This window comes from Labilibaculum sp. DW002, assembly GCF_029029525.1.
Classification (GTDB): Bacteria; Bacteroidota; Bacteroidia; order Bacteroidales; family Marinifilaceae; genus Paralabilibaculum; species Paralabilibaculum antarcticum.
Map to the genome: position 1 here is coordinate 719,753 of NZ_JAKJSC010000001.1, position 26,722 is coordinate 746,474.

Here is a 26,722-nt window from a genome sequence, read left to right on the forward strand (position 1 = left end):
AATACAGAACTTAAATTTTTATCAAGAAAACTGAGTTAGAGATTACAAGTAGCCAGGATTCTGAACCAGGCTACCTTTTGTAATATCAATTTCTCTCTTTGGGATTGGCAGCACATATCGATCAGCTGGTACGTCTTCATAAACTCCATCTTCATTTCTAAACTGAAGTTTTCTTCCTGTGCGGATGATGTCGTAACGGTGTATGCCTTCAAAAGCCAATTCCTTTTCACGCTCTAGCAGAATACGATCAATTAAATCATCTGCTGTGGTAAAATCTGATAAGGTGTAGTCAACAAAAGCTGCATCAGCACGCGAGGCTATAGCATTCAACAAATCAACCGCTTCCTGAACCTTTCCACTGGTATTGGCAAGTGCTTCTGCTCGCGTTAGATACATTTCTGACAGACGTATCATTGGAATATTATCACGACCATCATTATTATTAAACTTACTTGTGGTCGGTTTTCCAGGATTGTAACTTGATAATGGATTGCCATTCCAGATTAACTCCGACTTTCGTTGATCTGTTTCTGTAAATTTCCCTAAATAATCGTCAGAAACATAACCAAGAGTTTTTGAATAATAGGGGTAAAAATGGGTTCCAAACTGATGATTACCTCCATTATAAGTTAAAGGTATAGCATAAATAAACTCTTCGTCCAGCTCCACGTCTACACCCCCACTCATTGGGAATACAGAACGTAGGTTTGAAGCTAATCTGTAAGTCGAATTATTAACGAAAAATGCTGATTCTTCAGCTGCTTTCTGATAATTCCCCATGCAAAGATAAACTCTTGACAATAAAGCATGAACACTTCCTTTAGTAGCACGTGCTCTTGTTTCTAAATCATCATCATATTCATCATTTAAATCAGGCAATGCCTCAGTTAAATCATTTATAATTTGAGTGTAAACTTCACTATTTGTAGAGCGAGTTAATGCATTATTAGAAACAAATTCTGTTCCTGCATAAGGCTTAAGCTGTAAAGGCAAGCATAAACCATCCATCTTACCTTGCAAAGCACCATCGCCATATAATCTTAACATGACAAAGTAATTATAAGCTCTTAAAAACTTAGCTTCGGCAACATGTTGTCTTTCTAAATTCTCATTGTAGGTTCCTAAATCCGGAACTGACTTGATTATAACATTTGCCACGTTTATAGCCGAATATGTATCAGACCATATTTTCTCTGGCGTGTAATCATCTGTCAGAAGATTACCAGAAACCAATGCCATTGAAAATGTACTTGTTACTTCAATAAGTCTAGTCGTAACATCACCTATTGAGTATGCCGTCGATTTGTTAGCTTCATAGGTTTTGTTATAAACATCCATCAAGGCTGATTCGGCAGAAGCTGCCGTCTGAAAAACTTCAGATTCAACAGTAGTATCCTCAGGAGCCAGATCCAGTTGTTTGTCGCAAGCCGATAAACTACCCATAATGGCTAGAAAGGCAAGACTGTATATATTAATTATTCTTTTTTTCATTGTTTTGAAATTAGTATCCAAATACGAATATCACATTTGGAATAATTACAATAAACTCTCTTATATTACCTTAAGCCGATTTTAACTCCAATTTGAATGGCTTTCTGCTGTGGTATTGTCAATTCATCGTTACCTGCATAGGCCGCCGATGAACCAAAAGCACTAACCTCCGGGTCAGGACCTGAATAGTTTGTCCAGGTTACTAAATTCGACCCTTTAGCATAAAGAACTAAACTTTGTAATCCCAGTTTGCGGATTCTATCAGGATTAAAGCGATAAGATAATGAAATATTCTTCAATCGTATAAATGATCCATCTTCCAGGAATCTGTCAGACTGTCGACTAACGGTATAATCCGTTCCTCCACCTACTTTACTTGGCGTAGATTTATTATACTTTTTAGGAATTTTAGTTTTGTGTCCGGCAATAATCCACTCATCAAGTATCTCCGTACTTAGGTTTCTATTTTTATTATCTGTATATGTTAAAAGCTCTGCGCGAGTTCCGTTCATAATTTTTCCACCGTATGAGAAGCTTAAAAGTGTATTCAATTCAAAATTCTTATATGTGAATATATTCGTGAATCCACCAGTAAACTCAGGCAACCTGTCACCCATCACAAATTTATTCTCATAGGCTTCGTTCCCCGTTTCAGAAGCGGGAGGTGTTGTAGAAATACTACCATCAGAATAACGCCACAATGGATTACCCGTTAATGGATCAACACTGTGCCAATCGTACAAGAACCAAGCCGTTGCTGACTTCCCAACTTGATAATAGGCGTAACCGATTTCTGCTCCACCTGCAACATATCCAGCTAAGTTTAATTTTGTAATCTTATTGGTATTTCTTGCAAAATTAATATTCGAAGTCCATTTAAACTCTTTGTCAATATTTATAGTGTTTAATGAGACCTCGATACCCTTATTTTCCATATCAACTAAATTCTGAGTTTGCGTTGAATAACCTGAATATAAAGGTACGCTTGAACCAATTAACATGTCTACACTTTTCTTATTGTAATAATCCAAACTTAGAGAAACTCTTGAATTAAACATAGACATGTCTAAGCCTAAATCAATGGTATGGGTTCTTTCCCATTTCAGATCAGGATTACTGGCCTGTTGTACTTCAAGGATATTTGTATTACCATATTGCTTAGCGTAATCTCTTGCTACATACTGACCTTGATTTCCATAATAGCCACCAGAACCTGAAATCCCTGAGAAACCTAAACTTGCACGTAGTTTCAAATCATCAAGCCACATATATCGCTCCATGAAGTTTTCATTTGAAATTCTCCAACCTGCCGAAAATGAAGGGAAACCAACATATCTTTCGTTCTTATTAAATCGAGATGAACCATCAATACGGTAAGTTATCCCCGCCATATATTTATCTTTCAATCGGTATTGAATACGACCAAAGAAAGAAACCATTGCCCACTCTCTTAAAACAGCACCATCTACACGAGAGTCATTAGCCGATCCGATACTTAACACATCATTCGAAGGAAAGTCTGAACCTGCAATTCTTACATAGTCTTCTTTTGAAGTTTCAAAACTTTGTCCTATAACTCCATTAATTACATGATCTCCGAACTCTTTATAAACTGAGGCCGTATTATTAATAACCAGTTTTAGATTATTAATATTTGTCTGGCTGGCACTTCCCTGAATTATTTGAACTTCCTCGCCGCCAACAATTCCTTTGTATTCCTTATTTCGGTTATAAGATTTTGAAGACATTAAGTCCATTCCTATTTCCGTTTTTAAGGTCAACCAAGGTAAAGCTTTATACTCGGCGTAAACATTACCAATAACTCTTTTGTCTTTTACAAAATTAATATCTTCCCTTGCTTTAGCTATTGGGTTAAATCGATCACGATTACTCTGAACAAATTCATAATCCCCGTTTTCATTTTTAATTCGTGTATTAGGAGATGCTAGTAATGAATTACGGTAAACACTACCCGAGTTTAATGAATTATTATCTGTATATGAAAGAGTAATATTGTTTCCGAATCTGAATTTCTCACTTGATTTATATTCGTAGTTTATACGAGCAGAATAACGTTTAAAATCGTTATTAATCACATAAGAATCCTGATCAAGATAAGCTAGAGACAAGAAGTAGGTACTCTTATCGGTTCCTGCAGATACTGTTGCCGTAATATTATTAGTAACGGCGGTACGAGTTGCTGCATCAAACCAATCGGTATTTACTCCTTTGGAAAAAAAATTATCCTCATTACTATATTCCTTATAGTAATCATTGTAAAATCCTACATACTGATCCCCACTCAATACATCAGGAACATCTATTGGGTTTGCAATGGAAGTTGAAATATTAAGATTTACTTTTGGTAAACCTTTTTTACCTTTTTTAGTTGTAATTAAGATAACACCAGCTGCTCCTCTCGATCCATAAATTGCAGTAGCATAAGCATCCTTTAAAACCTCAATTGACTCAATATCATCCATATTTAAACTAGCCAATGGATTTCTTTCAAATTCTGAAGTCGCACCAATTGATCCAGAAGTAGAATTTCCACCAATTGCAATTGCAGATACAGAGCCTGATTGAAATGAGGTTGAAGCACCGGCTCCCACACCATAAACAGGAACACCATCGATAATATAAAGTGGATTATTATCTGCAGAAAGCGAAGTGATACCTCGAATGGTAATAGCTGTAGCACTACCAGGAGTACCGCTAGATGAATTAACCTGTACACCAGCAATTTGACCAGCAAGTGCATTATCAACACTTAAAGCTACCTGATCTATCTGCTCAATATTTACAGATGCTACGGCTCCGGTTAAATCACGTCTTTCCTGAGTTCCATATCCTATAACAGCAACCTCTGTAAGAGATATTCTGTCAGGCTCAAGATTCAGGTCGTAATGTGTTTGCGTGTTAATATTAATTTCTTTGGATTGATATCCTATTGATGAGACAATTAGGAAATCTCCTTTATTAGCAATAATGGTAAAATTACCATCAAAATCGGCCGCTACACCATTAGTTGTACCTTTTACGATAACCGTAGCTCCTACAACAGGATGATTATCTTCCGAGCATTTGAGCGTGCCCGTAATTTTAATCTTCTTTAATTCCTGAGCCTTTACGCTTTGAGCCTGCGTACTCAAAGTAGTTGTTAGCAGGAAAATAGAAAATATAACACAGAGTATTTTATTCATTATATTGGATTTTACTACATGGTATTTGAAAACAAATGATGATTCTCGATGAGAAGTTGATATTTGGAGACTACCTGCCAGTAGTCTCCCTTTTTGAATCCAAATTAATTTAATGTTCCTTTCCAAGAATCGGTAAGCACCTTCGCTGCACCATCAGCGTCAACTCCCAATCCTCCGAAAATATGAACCACATTTCCATCCTTAACAAAAGCGTGACCTGAACGTCCGACAAAGCCTTCCGGAAGTGCACCTTCAGTTACCTTAGTCCAATTTAAACCAGCATCTTCAGACACCCAGGTTGCATTGGAAGGGATAGCCACTTCAGCAGTTCCATCCAACTCACCATTAGCAACTTCACCACCTACTAAGTAAAATCTATCGTTATATATATAACAGATATGACCTGCACAAGCATCAAATGGAGTAGCAACTTCAACCTTAGTCCAGTTTACACCATCAGCTGACTTATAAATTTCATTGAAATATTTATTAGGATATCCTGTACGTCCACCAATTAAGTATAACTCATCATTATAAGCTATCAATTGTCCTTTAGCTCTGGCAACAAATTCAGCCCCAAAATCAGCTTCTAAGTTTGTCCAGCTTGCACCACCGTCAGTCGATTTCCAAACATCAGACATTGCACCTTGTGCAGCACCAAAAGCAACAGAAAAACCACCCACTAAATATAAATCACCATTCATATTAACAGCAGCATTTGTTCTAATAGAATATGTATTTACTAAACTATCATTACCGTTTACGTCAAGTTCTGTTTCAGTAATCTGCTCCCATGTTGCACCATCAGTTGATGACCATACCACATTAACTCCTTTACCATTACCAGTTGCATTCCAATCGTCATAATCAGATGGTGTATAACCACCAATAAGCAATTGCTTATCACCATGCTTAACCACTGCACTACCTACAGCAAATCCGTAATCCTGAAAAATGGTCGTTGATTCTTCAGCAAATTCAACTCCATCAGTTGATGAATAAATTCCATAAGTATGACCACCCCAACCAGAAGCACCTTTTTTACCACCCATAACGAAATACTTATTATCAATAGCAAATCCTACTAGAGAAGTATAGTCTGGAAACTTAGCATCAGGAGCTAAATTTGACCATGCAGATAAATCAGTTGCTACATTTAGTCGAACGGTATAATTTATAGAGTTATCACCATCTTCTGCAACAACAGTGAACATTACATCATTTGTAAAATCCATAGCCGTTGTACCTGATACTTGATCAACTCCAGTTATACTAACTGATGCTAAAGGTGCAGCAGTAAATACAGGAGTTAATGAAGATGCATCAAAGCCATATGGCAATCCAATCTGATTGGTTATTACATTATCACTTCCAATTGTAAACTCATAATCAGCTAATGCTGCATCAGAGAATCCAAAACTTAGGAATCCGGTTAAATCACTTAATTTATCATCATCACTACAAGAGCTAAATACTCCACTAAACAAAATGGCTACTATTGGTAATGCCAATCTAAATGAATTCAAAAACTTTTTCATAAAATTTTAATTTTTGGTTATCAAAAGGGTTAATTAAAAATCAATACCATGCATACAACTCTATATTACATCTACTTACAAGAAATAAATACAACTTCAGAGTTGTCCTTCCAATTCTAACACAACACAATTTCTTAACTTAACTTTCGTAATCTTTGAAAACTTAAAGGCGTGTTTATAACCATTTACCAGTCTTTTGACTAATATTAAATTACGTTTCGAATGTGTTGTTTTGTTATTTCATAAAAGGGTTATTTTATCCTGCCAGACGCCATAACTTTATACATTTACTACATTTATTTATTACATTAATTACTTGACGATATTTATTTTCACAAACTAATTCGTAAGCCAAGACTTACTGATTTTGTTTGTGGCATGGTTACCTCATCGTAACCAGATAAGAGAGACGAAGCTCCAAAAGCACTTACTTCCGGATCAACTCCTGAATACTTTGTTAGTGTGAACAGATTTGTTGCTTGAACGTATAGTTTTATTCTTTCAAGCTTTAAGCTATTCACTATTTTTTCTGGAAAATAATAAGCCAACACAAGCTTCTTAAGACGTAAAAATGAGGCATCCTCATAAAACCGACTACTTGTTCGACTGGTGGTATAATTATATTGACTTGTTACTGAATTATTACTTAATGCAGGTTCATTTGTAATATCACCTGGATTTTTCCAATAGTTCAAAACATCAGGAGAAAGATTATTCGTTTCTGTCGTTGTATAGGTATGTAAAATCGCAGCTGTACCATTCATTAATTTCTTTCCTTCCGCAAAAACAAAAAAAGCATTTAATTCAAATCCTCTATACTTGAAATTATTATTAAATCCTCCATTGTATTTTGGCATTCCTGATCCAAAAGCTTTTCTGCTCTCAGAATCATTTGGTGGAGTTTCGCTCAACATTCTATTTTCATTCCAAACAGGATTACCCGTAGCTGAATTTACACCCGACCATTCGTACAAATAAAATTGAGCAGCTTCTTTTCCTTCTTCAAAATATTTGTATGCTCTATCTTGTTCCCAAGTTTCATTCCCCACATAATTTAGTTCAATTACCTCATTTTTATTGTAAGCGGCAGTAAGAGCTACATCCCATTTTACCTTACGATCTATAATTCTACTTTCCAGTGTAAGCTCCACACCAGTATTTTTCATAGCACCAACATTAATCCATTGCTTTGTGTAACCCGAAACTGCTGCTACATCAGCAAAAAGAAGCAAATTGTTTACTTTTTTCGCATAATAATCAATAGATCCGCTTAATCGTTTCTTTAAGAATGAAAAATCGAAGCCAAAATCAAAATTCTTAGTTCTCTCCCAAGAAAGTCCTAGATTTGAGCCATTACTCTCCACCAATATAGTTTTGCCTCCATAAGTCAAATCATATTGCTGAGTTTCATAAGTTCTCAAGGCACCATATGTATATGTCGATTGTTCCACACCTGAATATCCGAAACTCGCTCTTAATTTTACTAAATTCAAGAATCTATTATCATCATTTGATTCTATAATCCACCCTGCAGAAAAAGCTGGAAATATTTGATACCTATTGGCATTACTAAATCGTGAAGAACCATCAAGTCTGTAACTGATCCCCCCAAAGAATTTTTGTTTGTAATTGTAATTCAATCGTCCAAACCACGACGCTAGGGCATATTTTCTTCGAATGGTTTCAAAATCGAGTAAATCGTAACTATTCCTATTTGTTACAGCGTATGAACTTTCATATAACAATTCTTCTTCTTTTTGTCTTGACTGTTCAAAACTCTGACCAAGAACAAATTTAAATCGATGATCACGAAATGTCTTTCTCCCGCTTAACGTATTTGTTACCACCCATTTTCGTGAATATCCATCGCTATCTATCGTGATTTTTTTATCAGGATATGATGAATTTCTATAACTAGAAGTGGCATCTGTATCAATAAAATTAATGCCAAAATCTAATCGGTATGTCAGCCAGTTCGTTAAATCAAAATCTGCAAATACATTCGCAATCATGTAATTATCAGAAATTTCTCCTTTATCATTTAAAGCCATAGCTAATGGGTTCTCAGTATATCTCCCATATGGATTACCAAAATTGCTAAAAATGAAATTTCCTGCCTCATCATATACAGGAACATTAGGTGCTTTTAAAATAGCATCACGATATATTTTTGGGGCTAAAAGTGAATTATTCCTTTCTGAACTCATTGACAAGTTTGCACCTAATACTAACTGTTGATTTAATTTTTGTTGGAAATTTAAACGACCGGTATACCTTTTAAAATCAGATCCAATAATATATGCCTCCTGATCTAGTTGGGAAAGACTTAAATAGATATGACCATTGTGTTTCTTATTTTGAAGAGAGAATGTTAATTTGTTGCCTTTGGCATTTCGAATAACTAGATCATACCAGTCAGTATTATAATTTGAAGGAAAAATAACTTCTTCATTCTTTAACTGAGTATAATAACTACTATAAAAACCGGCGTATTCTTCTCCATTCATTAAATCAGGTTTACCAATTGGTTTGGAAACTCCTGCTTCCATTAATAAGTTCACCTCAAGACCTCTCTTTTTTGGCTTCTTGGTTGTTATTAAAATAACACCTGCAGCTCCTCTCGAACCATAAATAGAAGTTGAATATGCGTCTCTTAATACAGATATAGATTCAATATCATCCGTATTAAGCATATTTAAACCATTCTTTTGAAATTCATCAGATTCTCGAATATCATTAAATACGAAATTATCAAAAAAGCTAAAACCGGCACCTGAAAAAGAACTAGTTCTTATCGTATTTAGATTCTCATCTCCACTAAACAATGGAACTCCATCAACAACTATTAATGGACTATTGGCATCTGGCTGAAGCGAAGTTACCCCACGGATAGAAATTGTAGACGCACTCCCCGGAACACCAGAGTTCTTTTGAAACCATAAACCACTTGCTGTACCTCCTAATGTTTCATCAAAGTCATTAGGGATCTCTCCACTCATTGCAGTTGTAATGGTGCTCATTGCACCAATTTTCTCTTCTTTAGCTTCTTCACCATATCCAATCACATTCACCTCTTGCAGATTTACTACATCAGTTTTCAATCGAATATCTTCAATTAACTTTAAACCTACAATTGCTTCATATTTTAGAAAACCAATAGCACTTACAACCAATGTATCTCCAATAAAACACTTCAAATCATAAAAGCCATCATGATCACTTGCCGTACCCCTAAATTGTTTTTTAATTCGAACAGATGCTCCAATAATGGGTTGATTATCATCATTACATAAAACCCGACCAATGAGTATTTTCTCCATTCGATTTATTTGAATGGCGGATATCTGACTTGAAGATTGAAGTTTGTGCATTGGCACAACATTCTCGATGTTTTTGATAATGATTTTATCACGATATACTACAAAACTAAAACCAAGCGGACTTAGTACAATACCCAATAGCACCTCCAGCTGAATATCTTCGCCACCAGGTGCTTTTATTTGAATTCCCTTTAATTTATCGGGATTATATACGAATGAAAAATTTGATTGTAACTCAACCTCTTGAATAAAAGATTCTAAGCCCATGCTTCTATCCATATTCTCAAGAGATATTAAGTTATCTTGAGCGTAGGATGTAAGCGATAAAAAGGTAAAAAAGATCAACATAAGCTTTTTACAACTGCATGAGGGCGCAATTGATTTGCAAACTAAAATGATATTGTTTGCCGCGAATGGATATTTTTTCCTAATTTTGTCGTACATAATGCTAGTTGAACTAAGAATCTTATTTCAATTACATGTGTTTACTTGACGGTAAATTTACTACATGTCACTTAAAATACCGAAGAACTGCCATTCTTTGGTATTTTTTTTTGTAGAATATCTTAAGCTTCTTCTAATATTTAAAATTCATTTTCTCCTCCAATTACAATCAAATCATTCTTAATCTGATAAGAAAATTCACTTGTCATTTCAAGAATTTTCATCACTTCTTCTAATTTCTCATTCTCAAAACTTGCGGTAATTTTCAAATCCTTCAGATCATTATCTGTGAATTTAAACTTCACCCCATACATTCTATATAAGGATTTAGTCAAGTCGGCTAATGCTGTATTGGAGAAATTCAAGTTCTTCTTCATCCATGCAATATCCAGCTGATTATCAACATTAAGCTTGTCAACTTGATTTCTCTTTTCATTGATGAATCCCTTGTCTCCCGGAATTAAAAAAATAGATTCTTTTTCTTTATTCAAAATACCTTTAGTCGGGGTAAATGCGACTTTACCAGTTAAAACCGAAGTTTCCATCGTTTCATCATCAGGATATGCCTTCACATTAAACGATGTTCCCAAAACTTTTACATTAGCACCATCCATATTAATTACAAATGGTTTTTGTTCATTTCTTGCAACATCAAAAAATGCTTCTCCCTCTAAATAAATATTTCTTTCAATTCCCGGTAGATTCTCTTTATACTTCACACGACTATCACCATTCATTACAATTTGGCTACCATCAGCAAGTAGAAAAACACTATTCTCTCCTGCCTCACATTCTTTAACCTCATAACCAATCGTATTCAAAATTGAAAAAGGCTCGCTTAACTGATAATAAGCAAGAGATCCAAGCGAAATGGTTAATGCTACAGAAGCAGCAAGTCTATACCAATTGCCATAAAACAAATTTCGTACAGATTTCTCACTCTTCTTCTTTTCAGCTCTTATTCTTTCCTTCACATTATTTAAAACACGTGTTTTATCATTCGAAGAACTAGATAATTCTAGCGCATCCCACTTTTGTTTTAAATCATCAAATAGCATTTTATTTTCTGCAGAAGCATCAAGCCATCCCCTTAATTGGCTCATCTCTTCAGAAGAGATATCTTCAGCAAAATGCTTTGCTATTAATTGATGTATTTTATCCATTTCTATCATTGTATTCTAGGTGTTCAATTGTAAGACCATATTTTTTGAGAGTTCCACTAAAAGAAAATGAAAAAAAATTATTTTTTTTTCGTTTTCCCTTTATAACCTAACATTTCAGTAAGTTTTTTAATGGCGATTCCCATCTGCGTATCAACAGTATTTACTGAGACTTTAAGTCTATCGGCCACCTCTTTGTATTTCATGCCTTCAAAACGAATCATTAAAAATACTTCTTTGCATTTTGGAGGTAATTTGTCTATACTGATGTTGATTTTATTCTGTAACTCATTTGCGACAAGGAAATCTTCAGCTGTATTTCCTTCTGTCAACTTATTAGAAATAACCTCATCAATAGAATCTTTTGGTATTCTTTTTTCCTTATTGATATAATTTAGAGATTGGTTTCTAACACTCACAAAAAGATAATTATCCAAATTTTTAACTTCCGACAATTTTTCTCGATTTTGCCATAGTCGATAAAACACATCGGAGACAACTTCCTCAGCCAAATCTTTACTTTTCACGACAAAAAATGCCGACGACAATAACTTATCGTAGTAAATATTAAATAATTCATCTAGAGCCCGTTCATCAGATTTTTCAGATAATCTTTTGATCAGTAGTTTGATATTTTCAGTATGAGTTTTCAAAGGTTTGGGTTTCTTAGGTAGTTAGATTAAGTCATTCAAAGATGCAAAAAAACTTAGAAATTGAAAATTTGATCTAAAATATTGACAAACACAAAGTGGATATTTTAATCAATTTTTCTATTTCTCTCCTGAAGTTTACGAACAATAGAAGCAGCTGTACGCACTGGAATAAATCTGTGGAAATTCGCAAGAAAACGATTTATCAATCCAGGAATGGCAAGCACTTTATTTTTATTCATTGCCTTTATTGCATATTTGGCAACACTACTTGAAGAGGTGATGTTCCAATTCCTTCTTGTTCCAATCTTGCAATTGGTTTGTTGAAACTTAGTTTTCGTAATGCCGGGACACAGAACAGTAACACTAACACCTGTCCCTTTTAACTCATTTGCGAGTGCGATACTAAAAGAAACTAAGTAAGCTTTTGTGGCATAGTAGACCGACATTAATGGACCAGGTTGAAAAGCAGCAATTGAAGCGACATTCAGAATTTTTCCTTTCCCGCATTTTATCATTTGTGGAAGAAACAGTTTGCATAAATGTGTTGCAGATAGTACATGTAAATGGATCATATCACGTTCATCCTTCCAATTTGTATTGGAGAAGGTCCCAAATACTCCAAATCCTGCATTATTAACCAACACATCTAAAGAAAGATCTAAATCAGATAATTCTTGAAAAATCTCATGAGCTGCATTAGGTAAATTTAAATCCTTAACTAAGATTCTATTTTCAAATTCTGAAAGTTTTGAAAATTCGGTCTTCACTTCCTGCAATTTTTCAGGATCCTTATCAACTAGGATCAATTGATAAGAATCCAATAGCAAAAGCTTCGAAATTTCGTAGCCAATACCATTTGCAGCTCCAGTTATCATGCCAAGTTTAGCCATGAATAATGATGTAACTATATTAAGCAGGTCGGATTTTAGATTAATAGATCTTACAAAAATCCTAAGTCAAATATATCTTCTAAAACTATTCAAAAGGATTACAACCTGTTCCGCAATTCCCGGCATAGGTTCAGAGGAAATCTCCTCTTTCAATAAATCTGAAAAACCAGGAATATTTTCAGTTTCCTTATTGCTAATTATTTTAAATCCCATTGACCAGTCAGGAAAAGATCTCTTGGCAATATCTTCTTCAAGCAATTTTACGATATTGGAGTGACGACTATCATTTTTCACATTTTGAAAAAGATTTTGGACCGTTTTCTTCTCTCCTTCTACAACTTGAATAAACATCCCCTCATTGTACAACAACAAACCACTGACTTGTAATTTCTTGTTTTTAGCTCGAATTACCGATAAAAAATCAGCTAGTTCCTTCTCAGATAATTCCTGCTTCGAAACACTTAAATATACGATATGAATTAATTTGGACATTTTGCAAAATTTACCGTTAAGGAATGTGATTTAGCGATTATATAAGTTACGCATACTATTTAAGTTTGATCAAACCTTCAATCAAAGTATAAGATCATTTGATGTAAATTCTGCTAAAAATCAAGAACAAAACCGATGGTAGGAATCGGTTTACCATCATCTTCTGCAATTTGAATTAAATTACGAGGATTTTGAATATTCCCCATATTATCTCTCTGTAAAACATATTCTGGTGCCTCTGGAGTATTTCGCATAAGGATATTTTGAATCTCAAGAAACAAATCAAGTGACAACTTTTTAAAATTCCATTTTTTATCAATACGAACATCTAGTTGACTAAAAACGCCTAGTTTCTCTTCTCCTAAGCGATTATAATCCAATACAACATCTGGATAGCGAACGGTTGTTTCCTCAATATTTGTTGGAACAATTGGTGTTTCTCCCGCAAATCGATAACGTGCACTTAACTCCCAGTTTCGTTTCAATTTGTATCCTCCGGTAAAAGATACCAAGTGTCTACTGTCCCATACTGATGGCAAATAGTTGTTTTTATTGAAACCTGTGAACTCGCTGTAGAAAAAGGTATAGGCAAAGATCCCATAAAATCGATGACTTAATTTTTGTTGAAAAAGAAATTCCAAACCATACGAACGTCCATTTCCTACTGATTTCACTTCTTCGTTTCCCAGCACATTAAAATCAGCTCCCTTATTGGCTAAAGAAACTCCATCTTTTACCGATACTGGATAATCCTCGTATCGTTTGTAAAATCCTTCTACACTAAGATTAGAAGCTGGCCCGAGTATTCGCTCAATTCCTAACACATAGTGATCACTCCTTGTATACTTGATCTTCTTATTTGAAAATGCATTATTTGCCTTATAGCCCAATATCGTATAGGGCGGCAACTTGTAATATCTTCCTACACTCGTCTTTACTTTCCAATCATTTGCAAATTCATAAGCTATGGCCAGACGAGGCGAAAAGGTCGAAAGAAAATCATTCCCTTGTGTAAAACTGTCCCCATCTACTCTAAAGCCAAATGAAAAATCTAATTTTTGATCGAAAAATGATTTGGTTAGGTTAGTGAAAAGACCATATTTAAGAAAATCTATTTCTGTTTTGTATTGAAAACCTTCATTTAGATCTAAGGTTTCATTTTTGTAATCGCTTCTCTGTACATTAAATCCGCCCATTAGCTTCCAATCGTTGGTATAATAGGTAAGGCTGTAACGCAATTTAGTCTCCATCTCACGCGAATCATTCTTAAAATACAAACCCGATTGTTCTTCATTATCTTCGTATCTGGAAAAATCATTTACCAACAAATTATTACTTATGGTAGTTTGCATGAATCCCTTCCCATTTTTGAAACGATTCTTCCAGCTTAAACCCATCGTATTTGTTCGTTGTTCGATAAAAGGAGCTTGATCGAGCGTAGACTGTTCATTTTCGTCAATATCATCTGAAGCTTCAATGGCAAATTCGTCAATAGAGCCAAGACCAATAAGGTTTAAGGTATTGTACTTGTTTATTTTGTGCGTAATTTTATACTGATAATCCCAATAATCTGGACGGATAGGTAAGCCTATTAGCTTGAATAAAAACTGCAAATAAGAACGACGAGCAGAAATAATGTAGCTTGTCTTACTTTCCTTATTTTTCCCCTTAAACAATGGTCCTTCATGTGTAAGTGCTGCCTCGCTGGCACTCAAACGAAAGTTCGTATTGTGTTTTCTATTGTTTCCTTCCCTTTGCGAAAACTGTAATACCCCGGAAAGAGGATTATCATATTGACTTCCAAAAGCAGAACTTGCTAAACTTACATCATCAATAAAAGATACATTCAAGATTCCCACTGGTCCACCCGAACTACCTTGCGTGCTAAAATGATTGATATTCGGAATCTCTACTCCATCTAGATAATAGACAGATTCGTTAGGTGCGCCGCCTCGTATAATCAAATCGTTACGAAAGCCTCCAGGAGATGGAGATATGCCAGGCAAGGACTGAGCAACACGAACCACATCATTATTACCACCTGGATAAGTCGCAATTTCTACGGCACTTAAACTTTGAGTAGAAAGTGGTGTTTCTCTAGGTCTAGTGACTTTATTTTTATTAGACACAATAACTTCTGTTAAGTTCTGCGTCTGTTCAAGCAAGGTGAAATTGTATAATGGATTTCCTACCGATTTAACTTCAATATTGTAACGAGTTTGTCCATCGTACCCCAAATACCGAACAATTAAATTGTAATTGCCAGGCTTTACACCTGTTATTCGATAATAGCCATTTTCATCAGAAATGCTACCATCAGTTGTATTTTCGAGGTAAACAGAAGCTCCAATCAAAGGAAATTCTGTTTTATCAGTTACGTATCCTGTGATTTCCGTTGTTACTTGTCCAAAACAAGTGATGGGCAATAAAAGAAGAAAAAGAAGCAGGTATTTATTCATTTTATGCAAGGGCTATATTATTAGTATTTGTTATTTAGAAGAAACAAATCATGCCTATGTTTTGTTCACAATAAGTTGTAATTCATCAGCATAAAACTCAAATCTCTTCCAATTGTATTATTAAAAATAACACTAATAACATCAAGATGAACAATAATATTCAATCTACTTTAAATACGGACAAAGAAAAAGGGACTCTTGCGTGCAAGGTCCCTTTTTCATTTTACAACAAAATGCAGAGAAACTTTGATTATCAGCCGCACTACTGACGATAACCATTTTTTGTTTCTCTGCATCACAACCACTAACTAAAGCGTTTTATACTTTATTCCTTTTTACTTGTTCCTTGGAACTTTTTTTTACTTCCACTCTTCTAATAATGCTTTCGCTTTAAGCTGATTTTCCAAAACAAATCGCACATAGCGAATATCAACTGAAATTTGACGGGTTAGCTCTGGCATAAATTTATAATCGCCAACCAAACCATTTCCTGCGCTATCGAAATTCAAACCAATTAGTTTTCCTTTTGCATTTAATACAGCACTTCCTGAATTTCCTCCAGTTGTATGACAATTACTGATAAAACAAGTAGGTATTGTTTTCTTAGTCGACTCTATAGCCTCTTTACAAGATTGTGCATAAGCTTCTGGAACAGGGTAAATTTTAGAATTCTCCTGATTTTTTTCCACCAAGTCATTTAAACTTGACACATATGTGTATTCTACTCCTTCATCATTGATCCCTTTTATCTGACCGAAAGAAACACGCAAACTTCTGTTCGCATCTGGAACCAATTTTTCACCCTCTTTCATTTCCCTTATTCCACCTAAATACAATGTATGATATTTCCCATACTCTTTACGGACTTTACCACGCTGTCTCATTACATGATCTTTGTTGATCAAAAAGTAGCTCAAACACAATTGAAAAACAGGATCATTATCGATCTTTTCCGCATCTTCCTTTGTGAAATACTTTAAAAATTTGTTCACTTTATCTTTCGAAGAAAATATGGATTGTTCAAAAGCTTCATCAATATACTGATCGAAATTACCATTGTATTTTTTGCGTGCCTCAACAATTTGTGATGGTTTTAAAGAGTCTCCAACATTTTCATCGTAAAGCTTCACCATAACTTTTAAAAACTTCTTTTCCGTCTCTAAATCATAATCATTAAAGAAATTTGACACACCAACTCGTAAGTTTCTCAACTCTTTGTTCAACCTTTTCTCATTTACATTTTTTCGCGAACAAATTGCATTAAGCATGTCGAATTTGCCAGCAAAAGAAACAAAGTTTCCTCCATTAATTCCTGCTTCGAAAACGTACAAATTCAACTTCTCGAGCGTATCTAATCGAGCCACACATGACTCTATTCCTATTATAACATCGCCATATTTTGCCTTCAATTCTGCTGATGAATTTACCCAAGCAATAAATTTCTTTTCTTCCTCTTTTTTCAGATTCACTAAATCAAGCTTCTCAATTCCTCTCGACTCAGCTTTCCATCGCAACAAACTGTTCGAGGTTTTTGCCATATAATCAGAATACTTCAACCATAATTCTTCACTCGAATTCATCGCATCAGTAATAATCGCCATTTTTGCATCTCGAATTTTAATTCCGTGGTAATTCTTCACCTCTGCCACTTGCTGAATGGCTCTTGCTGTGAGATATTGCTTTGTTCCTCCGGGAAATCCATAAACCATTGCAAAATCATCTTCTTCGTATCCTTTTAACGATAGTTCCAAATGATTAACAGGAGTAATCGGTTGATTAGTAATTGAATATTTTAACGATTCATTATTTGAGTTTCCATATACTCTTAAAATTCCAAAATCAGCAGATTGACGTGGCCATTTCCAATTGTCATTCTCTCCACCAAACTTACCCAATGATAAAGGAGGCATCGCAACAATACGAACATCACGATACACTTCATACACCTGAAGAAACAATTGAGTGCCTCCAAAATATGCTTTAATGTCAGCGGTTATTGTTGCATTTGTATTCACGGCCTCTACCAACTTTTTTCCACGAGCATTCATTAATCTGCTTGCTTCTTGTGCGCTCAATGTATCTGTACCTTCTTTCAAGTGAGCAGTAACATCTTCCATTCGTATTAAGCGCGAAAGCGTTAATCCTTTTGCCGGTAATTCCTCTTCTTTCGTCGAGGCATAAAAACCATCACGCAGGTAATTGTGCTCATCAGAGCTGTGCTTATGTAAATATGAAACAACGGTATGATGATTGGTTAAAACCAATCCTGTTGACGAAATAAAAGATCCACTTCCACTGAAAGTTGTTGGGCGAGAACCTTTTCCCAAGCCTACAATTGCATCTTTCAAACATATCTTATTGATATCATAAACATCCTCGGCAGAAAGTTTAAAACCTGCCTTTTTCATGTCTTTGATATTGTATTTTTTTAATAAAGCAGGAATCCACATTCCTTCGTCAGCCTTTGCCGATGCCATAAATAAAGCTAAGCAAATAAACAATAATTTTAGTCTAAGCATTTTTATATTTTGTTGTAGGTTTCCCGTTTTGACAAACGAGTAGTTCGCCAATTATTAATTTATTTGTTATTTAACTAAGAAATAAGTATCCTATTTCAAAATGAAATTCAAGTACGAAAAGTGTTTCCTTACGGATTCATTTCCTTTTTCAGTATTCTTGTTTGCAAGCGTTTTAATTGCCAACAACTCAGCTTGAATATCCGCCATCACAACATTATTAAAAGGATGACCGCCATCAGTACTTTTCTCATCGAGCATTTTTTGCAAAGCTTTTACATACTCCGCCTGCATATTTCTCAACCAGTTTGTACTTTGTTTCTTTTTGGATACTTCGAAAAGCTTCTCTGTAAGATCTCCTAAATACTCACTTACGTAATATGGATCTGAAGATCGATTAGAACAGGTAAACATCCTAACCAATACAGCTCTATCAATCAAACCTTTTATGGTTTTCCCTTGTGATATCATGATATCTTGATCTAAGGATCCCATTCTCGCAGAAAAATCAGAAGTATTCATCCAATCGTACTGTGTTAGCAATTCATTCATTATAAAATCAAGCGCTTCTTTCTGTTTGTCTCGGCTAACTGCTACAAATTCATCTGGATGGGTTTCGTTTGTAATATCAAACTCAAACATGCCGCCCAAGCGAGCTTCGGCATGTTTTAAATAACGATTGTATTGCTTAACTACAGCAGCATACATGGTATCTAAATCTCGTTCAGAATCTTTTTCAGTTGCAGTCCAAGCGATTAAATTTTCCATGATTACTTTGATGTTTGCAACACCGTATTTTCCTGCTTTAACAACATCATCACCTAAAGATTCCGTTAAAACGGAAGGATCTAAAGTACCATCGCCCATTCCATTTTTTGTTCCGAACAAATACATGTCATCCTTACTAAGGTCAGCAATCCATTGGTTCAATACAGTTTCTTCTTCCTGTGGACAGCTTGCCGAATATATAGGCTCGTATGCCCATTTAATTGAGAAGTAATCGTAAATTCCCAAAATTGGAGGTGTTAGACTCACACCCTTATCTTTTGGCTGAGCGATATAATTGTTTCGAGCGTAATCCATTATGGATGCAGCTGTTCCGTACTTTTTCGTGAAAGTTGCAGAACGCAAAGAATCTACTGGATAAGCATAGGATGCTCTGTAGTTGTGTTTCAAACCTAAAGTATGCCCAATTTCATGTGCTGCTGCATAACGGATCAAATCACCAATAACTTTTTCTTCTACTTCGTTTTTATCACCACGAATGGCAGGATCAACAGCAGCTGTTTGAGCAAATCGCCACTGGTACAATTTGCTAATCACATTGTGGTAAAACAATACGTCACCTTGAAGTATTTCACCAGAACGAGGATCAATCCAATGCAGTCCCATTGCATTTGCTTTCTCTGTTGTAACATATCTGAAACACGAATTTGTAAAATCGTTCGCATAAAAAAGACTGTCGTTTACAGGATAATCTTTTGCGATGATTGCATTTTTAAAGCCAATGGCTTCAAAAGCATTTTGCCAGTCTTCTATACCAGCTTTAATATATCCTTTCCATTTTTCAGGAATAGAATTGTCTACATAAAAAACAATCGGCTTTTTAGGTTCAACCAATTCCCCATTTTTATGACCTTCTATATCTTCGTTTTTAGCTTCTATTCTCCATCGTTTAATGAATGCATAGGATTTTGCATCCATAAAATTTGAAGATAATTCTTTTTTAGGCTCATCGTAATAGCCAATTAACGGACTAGACAAACGAGCTTGCATAGGTTCTTTAGGTAGCAAAACAATTGAGCGTTGCATAGAACACATAAATGACTTGCGTTTTCCAGCAAATCCCATTTGCGTTACAATTTCTACATTCTCAGGGTAGGCTCTTGCACTAATTGTTTTGGTTACTTCAGAAATTGATTTTCCGAGGCTAGCGCCTCCAAAGGGAGAGATTTTTGGGATTTGAGAATTAAAGAGTTTGGTCACATCGATTACCGATGCCTTATTTTTTATATTTCTTGCTTCAATTTTAAATGCATGCATTACTGTTTGCATGTTGTTTCGATCAAAAGAAATACCAATTGGATCATTATCATCCATCTGATTTTCAGTATCCATTAAGTGAAGGTAAACTGCCTTATCATCCTGGCTAAACCTTACCATTATTGGATTGTGCATCATTTGCCCTGCTACAGCATTTCTAGTTGAGCTAATTTCTTCTACCCTACTACCGATTAACAAATCTCTTCCCATTATGCTATCAGGAATCTCTAACCAAAGCTTCGTATCACTTTTGTGAACGGTTATAAATCCATTTTCATGGATATCTGCCTTTTTCACTAGGCTCTGATACTTTTTTGCATCAGCAGAAACATTTGCTTGTCCCTGAGATGAGAAACTAATGGCTAAAAAGCCAATAAGAAAGAGGAAGGATAATTTGAATCGTAACATTGGGTAGGATTAAATTAATCTGATTAGTTGAATTGTTATAAAAAAGAATGATCGGGACGATGCCCAATCACTCTTTTATCTATTTTTTATTTTGTTGGAATGTACTTAATTTTCAAAGTATAAGAATTACCATCATTAGCAATATAGTATTTAGGATCAATACTAAAATCTGCATCATCACATGTAAAAGTAACTTCAAAAATAATTTCTTTTGTAGAACTATTATATGTTCCAAGAGATTTTGCAACGTCAATAGAAACAGGTGTAACATTAGTTGATTGAGACAAATCTCCTTGAGTAGTTTCAGAATCAGCATACCAAGCATAGTAAGATTCTGTGCCACCTTCTACATCAACAGTTGTTTTTTCTTTCCAGTCATAACCTTCTTTAATTTTATAAAGAGTAATGGTTTGAGCAGGAATTACAACAGTACCTTCAGTCGCAGTACCGTCAGTCGTTACAAAACGAAACCATCCATTCTCTGAAGCGATCATAGTTTTTGCATAAGTTGCTTCATTATCGAAAAATTTGGTTAAGCCAAAGAAATCTCCACCATGCATTTCATATCTCTCTTGCTCAACAATATCAATACCTGTACCACCAAGATCTTTATGCCATATATTAGTTACTTCTTTCCATTGGTTATTATCATCAACATTAACATCAAAATAATGATCTCCAGAGAATATTTTCCATTCTACTTCCGCAACATCCCAGTAGTAACGCTTAGGATTATACGCAGGTAAATCTGTACGGTAAGTTCTACCATCTGCATCCCATTTGTCAAAGAAATAGTTGTATTCATTTTCTTCATTAAACCAAGAAGAGAAATCAACCTGAGGGTCAACAGCATTTACTGCAACAGTGTTTTCAGTTGCTTTCACAGCATAATCAGTAACACTAGGAGTCGCAAATGCAAATTCTAGAGTCTTGTCCATATCAACAACTGCTGTGTTCATTAGTGTAACCGTAAAGTCAGCAGAAACAGCTCCAGCAGGAATAGTTATTGCATCGTTCGTTAAACCAGCAATTTCATAATCTGTATCTGCAACTAAATCTCCAGTAATTGTTAAAGGAATTGTTAAATCAGAAGCAAATGTTTTGCTTAAACCAACAGTAATCGTCTTCACTTCTTCTAAATATGGATTGGTTACAATATTCGAAGTCGCAAAAGAAACTTCTGGAGCATCCGATGGAGGATTTGCATTATCAACAATTGTGATGGCCACATTTGTAGAAGCTGTTAATTCATAAGCTGTACCAGCCTTCAATTCAATAGTAACAGTTTTACTATCCTCAATAGCCGAAACATTAATAGGGGTTACAAAAATGTTTGCAGAAGATGCATCTGCAGGAATTGTAATTGTTTTAGAAATGTCTTGAAAGTTTACACCTTCTAATGCCGTTCCTGATAAGCTGATACCAACATTGTAAGCAGTTTCTACAGTAGCATCTGCATTTACCTTTACAACTAATGCAGAAGTTGCGGTTTCTGAAATTTCAACAACATCCGCAGTAATCGATAATTTAGGAATTACAGGATCGTTATCATCACTACAGCTCACAAAAAAGATTGCTGCTACAGCAAGCCACATAAGGTTTAAATAGTTTTTTTTCATCTGGTATTAGATTTTAGTTATGGTTAATAAATATATTTTTGATTTTTTCTTTTAGTATCCTGGGTTTTGAACCATCTGACTATTGCTTTTTATAGCATCCTCAGGAATTGGCAATACAAATAAATTACTCGGATAATCAACATTTACATTGTACAGTGCATTACAATCAACTCTTCGTAAATCTCTTCCCATTCTTACAATATCGAAGAACAAATGACCTTCGAAGGCTAGTTCTCTTCTGCGCTCTTGGAATAACTCTTCCTTAAGAGCAGCACCCGATAATTGCAAGTTGGCTACAGCAGGATTGGCACGTTTACGAATTAAATCTAAATCGGCACGAGCTTGAACTTCATTACTTACAGGTAGATTTAAGGAAGCTTCTGCACGAATTAGATACATTTCAGCCAAGCGAAGCACTGGTGTAAAATGATCTTTAGTTCCAGAAAATTCAGTCCACTTGGTTGTTAATGTCTTTTCCATCTGGATGGCAAATAAGTTTTTTCTTATATCTCCATTTTCATACAAATCAATAATATCGTTACTTGGTAATAAGTAAAGAGTAGTTCTGTCTTCCTTAATTCCAATTCGAGCTGATAGAGGAGCAGCAATACTCCTACCTGAATTGTCTAAAACAAAAATATCCTCTTTCGTAGGAGTTGAGTTTGAATAATATGAAAGCACTTCAGAATTATCAATTAAAGAGACGCTACCATCTTCAATTACTTTAGTAGCATATTCTTTCGCCTTATCCCAATCGTTTTTATACAAATAAACCCGAGCTAATAAAGCCTGTGCTGCTAGTTTTGACATATAAGCCTTCGCGTAGTTTGCATCCTCAATACCAACTGCCGTTCCTAAATTACTTTCAGCCTCTAACAAGTCTACAATGATATTTTCATAGTTGTTAAAAAGAAGATCTCGTCTTGTGTATTCATCGTAAGCAATATTCTTTAGCATATAAGGAACACCTAAATGTTGTGCATTTGCAGTGTACGAATATGGTTGAGAATATAAACGTGTTAAATCGAAATGGGCCAATGCACGAATTGCTTTTGCCTCTGCTACCGCTTGTAGTTTTTCAGTTTCACTTGCATCTAGAGCATATTCAATATTCTCAACTACACTATTTGCTGCGCTTATAACTTTATAGATATCACCGTAAAAGTTTTCAAAATAATCATCATCCCCTTCCCATGTATGCGTAAACTGAAAAGCAGGAAGATAATTTGAAGCAAAAGGAGATCCTTGAGTTAAGTCGTCAAATTTTAAATTTCCACCTTTTACCTCTGCTGCCATAATCATATTACAACCGTAATAGGAGTAATCTCCCATTTCGTAGTAAACTCCATTTAAAGCCTCTTCAACACCACTTAGGTTAGAGAATATTTTATCGTTGGAAATTTTAGTTTTATCATCAACATCCAAAAAATCGGAGCAAGACATCATTCCAAATGCTAATAATCCTATGTAAAGTATATTTTTCATATCTGTTATCATTAATCTCTTATTACCTTTAAATTCCTAAGTTTAATTGAAATCCGTACATACGTGATTGCGGAAATGGATAGCGGTATTCTGCCAATCCATTTCTTCCAGATTCTCCACCTTCTTTATACCAAGTATAAACATTGGTCACATTCACACCTAAGGATGCATTAGCAAGTCGAATTGACTCACAAATGTGTTTTGGCAAATTGTATTTTAAGGAAATTGAACGAAGAGAAAGATTGGTTTGATCAAATAAAAATCGATCACTGTATGCATTATACGAAATACTTTGATCCAACCTTGGAATATTGGTAATATCACCTGGTTTTTGCCACCGATCGATCAAATTCACACTCTTGTTAAAATTATATAAACTTCTTCCATTTTCCATCTCTCTGGCAGGATAAGGCATCATTTTATCTGCTCCATACTCAAAAGAAAGCATGCAAGACAAATTAAATCCTTTATATGAAAAACTATTTGAAAAACCTCCTGTAAAATCAGGATCACTTTTTCCAATTACAAATTTTCTATCGTTACCTGAAATATCAGATGTATTTTCGGTTAATGTTCCGTCTAATTTATACCACTGTGGATTTCCATTCTCAGGATTCACACCTGCATATTTAGCACCCATAATCAAGGCTGTCGATTTTCCAACAATCAATCCTGCCGTACCGGAAACTAATCGATCAGAATAGATATTCAATTTATCCAATCGACTCTTGTTAAAACCAATGTTAAAATTAGCCCTCCATCTTACTTCTCCCAGATTAATGTCATTGGCTTTTACTGTGAACTCTAATCCATAATTGGTTAAATCTGCTGTATTAACAGCAATTCTATTCCATCCTGTTTCTGGTACCACACTTAAATTCATGATCCCATCCTTGGTTTTGTTGTTGTAATATTCAACATCTAAACCGAATCTCTTTAAGAATTTAATCGTTAAACCAGTATTGAATTTAAATGATGTTTGCCAACCTAAATCTTCATTTGGAGCAGTATAAGGTGTTGCAACCAATTTGCCGTTGTAATTTGAAGATGTATTGTAACCGTATAAACCTCTTGCTGAATACGAACCTACTTTAGCATTCCCCAACTTGCCGTAAGAAGCTTTCAATTTCACAAAATTGACAATGTCATTTTCAATCCAGAAATTTTCTTTTGAGATAATCCATGACCCACCAATTGATGCAAAATTTTCAACTTGTTGATCGCCTCCAAAATAAGATGATGCATCAGAACGAAAACTGATAGCCATAAAATACTTTTTTGCAAAATTGTAATTCAATCTCCCATAATATGATCTACTCGCACTCTCACTTTCAGATCCCTTTACAGTACTATCCTCAGTGTCAGACTGCCCTGGAACCCTAATTTTCTCCGAAATCATATTCTTTTCGGTAACAGTAGTGCTATTGGTTTGATCATGCTTTAACTGAATTCCAGCTGATGCACTAATCGTATTTTGCTTATAAGAACCATTATATTCCAATTGTGAATTAGCAATCCAATTCATATTTTCACTTCTAGATTCTCTCAAGTAACCATTATTTTTTCGACCTCGTCCATTTTCTTTTGAATAAAAGGTGAATTTTTTGGTGCTCGTATAATCCAAACCAAACATAGAGCGAACACTAAAGTTTTTAGAAACTTTGGCCTTTAATGTCAAACTATTATTTGAATAAAATTTCTTCGAATTATTCTCATTTTGTGCTAAATCGGCCAATGGGTTTGCATAAGTTTCCATTTGTGTATAATCTCCATTTTCATCATACACAGGAATGTTCGGCTTGTAAGCGTAAGTTGCAAAAGCGGAATATTTATCTGCCTTAAATGAGGTTAAACCTCCCCTATAAATCAAACTAATTCCTGAAGCCAATTTAGTATCTAAACTCAAACGAGAATTTATCGATTCAAAATCATTCCCCTTGGTAGTTGTTTCGTTATCCTTATATCCTAATGATAAACGGAAAGTAGATTTTTCTGATCCACCTGATATGGTCAAATTAGAAAGATTTGACATGCCATTTTGCAGGGTTAAATCTCTCCAATTGGTATATACATCTGTACGGCCAACTTCATCTGGGATACTTTCTTCTGAATAACCAGAATTGCGATAAAACTCTTCTGATAATTCAACATACTGCTCTCCATTCAAATACTCAATTTTATTGATTGGTGTGCTGTATATTGTTTTCTGCGAAAAAGTTACTCTTGTTTTCCCTACAGTTCCTTTTTTGGTGGTAATAATAATTACACCATTTGCCGCATTGGCACCATAAATTGCTGCTGCCGATGCATCTTTTAATATCGAAATAGAAGCAATATCTTCAGGGTTGATTAGGGCCAAAGGATTAATTACAGTTTCTGTTCCTGTATTCACATTCGGATTTAAAGCATCAATTAAGGGCACTCCATCTAAAATATACAAGGGTTCACTAGATGCTGTAAAATTAGACGACCCTAAATCTGGCAAGGAATTGTTACCACGAATACGAACTTTAACAGGACTAGTTGGGTCTCCAGAATCAGATTCAATTTGCACTCCCGCAACCTGTCCCTCTAACATTTGATCGACACTTTGCGCATTAGAGTGCTTCAACAAATCTGCAGACTTTACTTGTTCTACAGAACCTACAACAGCCTCTCTACTTTTCACACTTCCGTAACCCAGAACAACAACTTCTCCTAATTTCTGATCTGCTGATTTTAGTTTTATATTAACTGTAACTTTTCCCTTTAAGGATACAAACTGCGTTTCGTATCCAATAAAAGAAAACAACAATATTGCATCCGCTTTACTTACTTTTAATGTGTACTTTCCATCGATGTCTGTGGTTACTCCATTCGATGTTCCTTTCTCAAGCACTGTAACTCCAGGCATACCGAGTTTGTCTCCTGCCTCTACTACTTTTCCAGTTACCGTCAATTCCTGAGCAAAAACCTGAAATTGAAGGCAAACTAAAAGTGCTATTAGATAAATTTTATTCAT

The 26,722-nt window shown here is 35.0% G+C and carries 14 protein-coding genes; all 14 read right to left on the reverse strand.

The genetic code is table 11. The features are described from left to right. Positions 1 to 42: 42 nt before the first annotated feature. Positions 43 to 1,491, reverse strand: coding sequence for a RagB/SusD family nutrient uptake outer membrane protein (locus L3049_RS02810; protein WP_275108263.1), 1,449 nt, complete (start codon positions 1,489 to 1,491; stop codon positions 43 to 45). A gap of 65 nt (positions 1,492 to 1,556) precedes the next feature. Next, a complete protein-coding gene (locus L3049_RS02815) occupies positions 1,557 to 4,694 on the reverse strand; it encodes a SusC/RagA family TonB-linked outer membrane protein (RefSeq protein ID WP_275108264.1) in 3,138 nt (1,045 codons plus the stop codon). 104 nt (positions 4,695 to 4,798) lie between these two features. After that, entirely contained in the window at positions 4,799 to 6,232 is a 1,434-nt protein-coding gene (locus L3049_RS02820) for a DUF6242 domain-containing protein (protein WP_275108265.1), read from the reverse strand. 332 nt (positions 6,233 to 6,564) lie between these two features. Then, complete coding sequence (locus L3049_RS02825; RefSeq protein ID WP_275108266.1) at positions 6,565 to 9,900, reverse strand: SusC/RagA family TonB-linked outer membrane protein; 3,336 nt, start codon at positions 9,898 to 9,900, stop codon at positions 6,565 to 6,567. Between the two features lie 236 nt (positions 9,901 to 10,136). Further along, positions 10,137 to 11,159, reverse strand: coding sequence for a FecR family protein (locus L3049_RS02830; protein WP_275108267.1), 1,023 nt, complete (start codon positions 11,157 to 11,159; stop codon positions 10,137 to 10,139). Positions 11,160 to 11,236: 77 nt separating this feature from the next. After that, a complete protein-coding gene (locus L3049_RS02835) occupies positions 11,237 to 11,809 on the reverse strand; it encodes an RNA polymerase sigma-70 factor (RefSeq protein ID WP_275108268.1) in 573 nt (190 codons plus the stop codon). A 104-nt stretch (positions 11,810 to 11,913) separates the two neighbouring features. After that, positions 11,914 to 12,699 carry an SDR family NAD(P)-dependent oxidoreductase gene (locus L3049_RS02840; protein WP_275108269.1) on the reverse strand — a complete coding sequence of 262 codons (786 nt, stop codon included), beginning with the start codon at positions 12,697 to 12,699 and terminating at the stop codon, positions 11,914 to 11,916. Positions 12,700 to 12,765: 66 nt separating this feature from the next. Continuing rightward, a complete protein-coding gene (locus tag L3049_RS02845; RefSeq protein ID WP_275108270.1) occupies positions 12,766 to 13,191 on the reverse strand; it encodes a BLUF domain-containing protein in 426 nt (141 codons plus the stop codon). A 113-nt stretch (positions 13,192 to 13,304) separates the two neighbouring features. Beyond that, positions 13,305 to 15,650, reverse strand: coding sequence for a TonB-dependent receptor (locus tag L3049_RS02850; RefSeq protein WP_275108271.1), 2,346 nt, complete (start codon positions 15,648 to 15,650; stop codon positions 13,305 to 13,307). Positions 15,651 to 16,009: 359 nt separating this feature from the next. Continuing rightward, a complete protein-coding gene (locus tag L3049_RS02855) occupies positions 16,010 to 18,169 on the reverse strand; it encodes a S46 family peptidase (RefSeq protein WP_275108272.1) in 2,160 nt (719 codons plus the stop codon). Between the two features lie 90 nt (positions 18,170 to 18,259). Further along, positions 18,260 to 20,617, reverse strand: coding sequence for a zinc-dependent metalloprotease (locus L3049_RS02860; RefSeq protein ID WP_275108273.1), 2,358 nt, complete (start codon positions 20,615 to 20,617; stop codon positions 18,260 to 18,262). An 86-nt stretch (positions 20,618 to 20,703) separates the two neighbouring features. Then, complete coding sequence (locus L3049_RS02865) at positions 20,704 to 22,236, reverse strand: hypothetical protein (protein WP_275108274.1); 1,533 nt, start codon at positions 22,234 to 22,236, stop codon at positions 20,704 to 20,706. Between the two features lie 51 nt (positions 22,237 to 22,287). Then, positions 22,288 to 23,721, reverse strand: a complete 1,434-nt coding sequence (locus L3049_RS02870) for a RagB/SusD family nutrient uptake outer membrane protein (RefSeq protein WP_275108275.1) — start codon at positions 23,719 to 23,721, stop codon at positions 22,288 to 22,290. Between the two features lie 28 nt (positions 23,722 to 23,749). Beyond that, complete coding sequence (locus L3049_RS02875) at positions 23,750 to 26,722, reverse strand: SusC/RagA family TonB-linked outer membrane protein (RefSeq protein WP_275108276.1); 2,973 nt, start codon at positions 26,720 to 26,722, stop codon at positions 23,750 to 23,752.